This window comes from Actinomycetospora sp., assembly GCF_055612215.1.
On record NZ_JBVPVA010000171.1, the window covers coordinates 1 to 5,039 of the forward strand.

The 5,039-nt window shown below is 74.8% G+C and carries 4 protein-coding genes; 1 reads left to right on the top strand and 3 read right to left on the bottom strand.

Going from position 1 to position 5,039, the window contains the following annotated elements; translation table 11 throughout:
* A partial coding sequence (locus AC0CYZ_RS04770) for a complex I subunit 5 family protein (RefSeq protein WP_472212849.1) occupies nt 1-1,191 on the top strand: 1,191 nt, incomplete at its 5' end.
* 135 nt (nt 1,192-1,326) lie between these two features.
* Here the strand turns inward: AC0CYZ_RS04770 and AC0CYZ_RS04775 are convergent.
* From AC0CYZ_RS04775 to AC0CYZ_RS04785, 3 genes are read right to left on the bottom strand one after another with little or no spacing between them, the layout of a single operon-like run.
* Nucleotides 1,327-1,659: a winged helix-turn-helix transcriptional regulator gene (locus tag AC0CYZ_RS04775; RefSeq protein ID WP_472212851.1), complete on the bottom strand. Its 333-nt coding sequence runs from the start codon at nt 1,657-1,659 to the stop codon at nt 1,327-1,329.
* A 1-nt stretch (nt 1,660) separates the two neighbouring features.
* Nucleotides 1,661-3,979, bottom strand: coding sequence for an endopeptidase La (gene lon / locus AC0CYZ_RS04780; RefSeq protein WP_472212853.1), 2,319 nt, complete (start codon nt 3,977-3,979; stop codon nt 1,661-1,663).
* Nucleotides 3,980-4,030: 51 nt separating this feature from the next.
* Complete coding sequence (locus tag AC0CYZ_RS04785; protein ID WP_472212855.1) at nt 4,031-4,858, bottom strand: DUF72 domain-containing protein; 828 nt, start codon at nt 4,856-4,858, stop codon at nt 4,031-4,033.
* Between the last annotated feature and the right edge of the window lie 181 nt (nt 4,859-5,039).

The window sequence follows — 5,039 nt, forward strand, 5'->3', positions numbered from 1 at the left end:
GACGGCCCGGCCGTGGTGGGCGTGGTCCTCGTCGTGGTCGGGTGGCTGGTCAAGGCGGCCGCGGTGCCGTTCCACTTCTGGCTCGCCGACGCCCACGCCGTCGCCCCGACCCCGGTGTGCGTGCTGTTCTCCGGGGTCATGGCCCCGCTCGGGGTGTACGGCGTCGCCCGCGTGGGCGCCGTCGTCGCGCCCGGCGTCCCGGCCATCGCCCCGGTGCTCGTGGCCGTCGGTGTGGTGACCGCCGTGCTCGGCGCCGTCCTGTGCGTCCTGCAGCGCAACCTCAAGCGCCTGCTCGCCTACTCGACGATCGCGCACATCGGCCTCTTCCTCGTCGGTGCGGCCGACGGCGGGACCCGCGCCTGGCTGGTCTACCTCGCCGGCCACGCCGGGGTGAAGGCGGCGCTGTTCCTGGTGGTCGGGGTGCTCCTGGCGCGCTTCGGCAGCGTCGACGAGATCGACCTGCACGGCGCGGGCCGCACCGGCACGGCCGCGGACCGTGCGACGGCGGCGCTCTTCGGGATCGCCGCGCTCGCGCTGGCCGGGCTGCCCCCGTTCGGCGCCGGGCTCGGCAAGGCCGCGCTGGAGGAGTCGGTGCCCGGGGTGCTCGTGCCCGTCGTCGTCGGCGTCTCCGTCGTGACCGGCGCCGCGGTGCTGCGCGCGGGGCTGCGGGTGTTCCTCGGGGTCGGCCCGCGCCCGACGCGGAGCCCCGACCCCGAGCGGACCAGCGGCGAGGGCGAGGAGCGGGAGACGACCGGCCGCCTCGAGAAGGCCCCGACGACGATGCTCGCCGCGGCGGTGGTCCTGCTGGCGGCGGCGCTCGCGGTCGGGCTCGTCCCGCTGATCGGCCAGGTCGGCGCGGACGCCGGGGAACGGCTCGCCGACGGCGCCGGCTACCGCGCCGCCGTGCTCGGGACGGCCCCGGCCGAGGCCCCGGTGGAGGCGGTGTCGTGGCACCTCGTCGGCGTCGTGGCCGGGCTCGCGACGACCGCCGCGGCCCTGGCGCTCGCGCTGGGCGTCCTCGCCCTCGGCCGGGTCCCGGGCCGGGCCCGGACCCCGGTGCGGCGGGCGCTGCGGCCGGTCGTGGTGGGCCTCGAGCGCCTGCACTCCGGGCACGTCGGCGACTACGTGGCCTGGTTGCTGTTCGGCGCCGCCGTCATCGGGATCGCCGTCGCCGCCCCGACCCTGGGGTGACGGCCCCGCCGGGCTGTCCACCCGGCACGCACTAGGCAGCTCGGGTCGGCCGTAGACCGCCGCGTCAGCGACGCTAGGCAGTTGATCATGTCGAGGGCACCACGGGGTCGTGGTGCCCTCGACATGATCAACTGCCTAGCGAGGAGAACGGGGAGGGCCTCCCCGCCCGCGGCTGCACGTGGTGAGGGCCTCGAGCAGCGGGGCCAGGCGGTGGCCCTCCGCCGAGAGCGCGTACTCGGTGCGGGGCGGGCGGGTGTCGAGCACCCGCCGCTCGAGCAGTCCGGCCGACTCGAGGTCGGCCAGGCGCGCCGCCAATGTGGCCGGCGGCACCTGGCCGAGCGCCTGCTCGAACTCCGAGAACCGGGCCGCACCGAGGTGCGCGGCGTAGAGCACCGAGAGCGACCAGCGTCGCTCCAGCAGTGCCGTCAGCGCGCGCACCTCGGGCGGGACCGGCTCACGCGAGCACATCTCAGGCGGCCACCCCGAGGTCCGGGGCCGAGACGGGCTCGGTCGCCGGCTCCAGCGCCACGTCGAGGACCTCGCTGATGGTCATCGACGGGTGGAACTCCAGCACCGCGGCGACGTCGGCCGGGACGTCGTCGAGGTCGGCGCGGTTGCGCTCCGGGACGACGATCTGCGTCAGGCCGGCCGCGTGCGCGGCCAGCACCTTCTGCTTCACCCCGCCGATCGGGAGCACCCGACCCTGCAGCGTGAGCTCACCGGTCATCGCGACGGTGTGGCGCACCGGTCGCCCGGTGAGCAGCGACACCAGCGCGGTGGCCATGGTGACGCCGGCCGACGGCCCGTCCTTCGGGATCGCGCCCGCGGGGACGTGCACGTGGAACGAGCGCCCCGTGAACGCGTCCTCGGCGATGCCCAGGTCCGTGGCGTGCGAGCGCACCCACGAGAGGGCGATCCGGGCCGACTCCTTCATGACGTCGCCGAGCTGGCCGGTGAGGATGAGGCCCTCGTCCCCGACCATGGATGCCGCCTCGATGAACAGGACGTCGCCGCCCGCGCCGGTCACGGCCATGCCGGTCGCGACGCCGGGCACCGCGGTCCGCTCGACGGCCTCGGTGAAGACCCGCTGCCGCCCGAGGTGGCGCCGCACGACCTCGGTGTCCACCACGACCCGCCCCGACCCGGAGGCGACCTCCGTGGCGATCTTGCGGGTCAGCTTGCCCAGCGCCCGGTCGAGCTGCCGGACGCCCGACTCGCGGGTGTACTCCGACACCACGAGGCGCAACGCCGACTCGTCGGCGGTCACGTCGTCGGTCGTCAGACCGGCACTCGTGACCTGGCGGGGCAGCAGGTGGTCGCGGGCGATGGCGACCTTCTCCTCGACGGTGTAGCCGTCGAAGGAGATGACCTCCATGCGGTCGAGCAGCGGGCCCGGGATCGTGTCGAGCTGGTTGGCCGTCGCCAGGAACACCACCTGCGAGAGGTCGATCTCGACGTCGAGGTAGTGGTCGCGGAACGCGTGGTTCTGCGCCGGGTCGAGCACCTCCAGCAGCGCGGCGGACGGGTCGCCGCGCCAGTCGGCGCCGACCTTGTCCACCTCGTCGAGAAGGATCACCGGGTTCATCGTGCCCGCATCGCGCAGGGCCCGCACCAGGCGGCCGGGCAGGGCGCCGACGTAGGTCCGCCGGTGACCGCGGATCTCGGCCTCGTCGCGGACGCCGCCGAGCGACATCCGGACGAACTCGCGGCCCATCGCGCGGGCCACCGACTCGCCGATCGAGGTCTTGCCGGTGCCGGGCGGCCCGACCAGCGTGAGGATCGTGCCGGCCTTGCGGTCGGCCTCGACACCCCGGTCGCGACGCAGCTTGCGCACGGCCAGGTACTCGACGATGCGGTCCTTGACGTCCTCGAGGCCGGTGTGGTCGGCGTCGAGCACGGTGCGGGCCGCGGCCGGGTCGAGCTGCTCCTCGGAGAGCGACGCCCACGGCAGGGCCAGCAGCCAGTCGAGGTAGGTCCGGATCATCGAGGACTCACCGGACTGCTCGCCGGTCCGCTCCAGGCGGGCCAGCTCGCGCTCGGCCTGCTCGCGCACGTGGTCGGGCATGCCGGCCTCGGCGATCTTCGTGCGGTACCCGTCGGGGCCGTCGGCACCGGAGTCGTCGGACCCCTCGCCGAGCTCCTTGCGGATCGACTCCAGCTGGCGGCGCAGCACGTACTCGCGCTGGGCCTTCGCCGCGCCGGACTCGACGTCCTCGCGCAGCGTCTTGCGCACCTGCAGCTCGGCGAGCCGCTCGCGCTGCAGCCGCACGGCCAGCTCGAGGCGCTCCCGCACGTCGAGCGTCTCGAGCAGCGCCACCTTCTCGGCGTAGGGAATCTCGGGCGCCCAGCCGGCGGTGTCGGCCAGGGCGCCGGGCTCGTCGATGCCACGCAGCAGCGCGGCACCCCGGCCGTCGTCGCCGCGCAGCTCGAGGACCTCCTCGACCACCGCGCGGTAGGTGGTCTCCAGCTCACGGATCCGGCCGTCGCGCTCGGTGGCGTCCGGGTGGTGCTCCACGTCGACGCGCAGGCGTCCCGCGTCGTCGGCACTGCCCGTCCCGGCCTTGCCGCGGTGCAGCGCGGAGAGCTGCACGGCGGTCACGCCGTTGGGCATGCGGGTGCGGTCCGCGACGTCGGCGACGGTCCCGACCGCGGCGAAGCGGCCCTCGTGGCGCGGGACGAGCAGGACCTGCTCACCCTTCTCGGCGCCGACCTCGGCAGCCGGGACCACGAGGCTCATGCCGGGGAAGATCACGTTGTCGTCGACGGGGACCAGCAACAGCTCGGTCATCTCGTCACCCCATCACTCGTACTGATAGCCGCTACAAGCGTTGAAGCGCCTTCAGTATTCCGCGACGGCGTCCCGGAGCGCGAGGGCGTCGTGCGGGGCGTGGCCCTCGGCGTCGTTGTCGAAGTAGACGAGGACCTCCCGGCCCTCGGCCGCCCACCCGTCGGCCTTCGCGGCCCAGCCCCGCAGCGCGGCCGCGTCGTACCGGCTCCGGTAGAGCTCGTCGTGGCCGTGGAGGCGGACGTAGACGAGGTCGGTGGTCACCTCCTCGAAGCAGGGGATGCCGGCCCCGTCGGAGACGACCAGGGCCACGCCGTGGGCGCGCAGGAGGGCGACGACGTCCGCGGTGGCGAAGCTCGGGTGGCGCGGCTCGAGGGCGTGGCGGATCGGCCGGTCCTCGTCGGTGACCGTGCAGGGGTCGGGGACCCGGTCGGTGTGGGCGGCGCCGAGCGCGGCCGCCTCGCCGGTCGACCGCGGGAGCATCCGCAGGAACCCCTCGATACGCTCGGGGTCCCACCCGAGGTTCGGCGGGAGCTGCCAGAGGATCGGGCCGAGCTTCTCCCCGAGCGCGAGCGGACCGGAGGCGAGGAACCGGCCCAGTGGCTCCTCGACGTCGCGCAACTTCTTCATGTGCGTCAGGTAGCGGCTGCCCTTCACCGCGAACCGGAAGTCCTCCGGCGTGGCCGCCGCCCAGGCGCGGAACGACGAGGCCCGCTGCAGCGAGTAGAAGGTGCCGTTGATCTCGGCGGTGTCCAGCCGCCCGGACAGGTACTCGAGGCGGCGGCGCCGGGCCAGCCCGTCCGGGAAGAACGTGCCCTGCCAGTGGTCGTAGGTCCATCCCGAGGTGCCCACGCGCACCCGGCCCCGCCCCGTCCCGGCCATCGCGGTGATCGTAGGCGCGGCCGCGCGTCGGGCGGATGGGAGGATCGTCGGGTGGTCGCACTGGTCACCGGCGTCGTCGCCCTGGTCATCGTGACCGCGGTCGTCCGCGCCGGCGCACGTCGGACGGGGGTCCCCGACCCCATCGCCCTGCTCCTCGTGGGCATCGCGCTCTCGTGGGTGC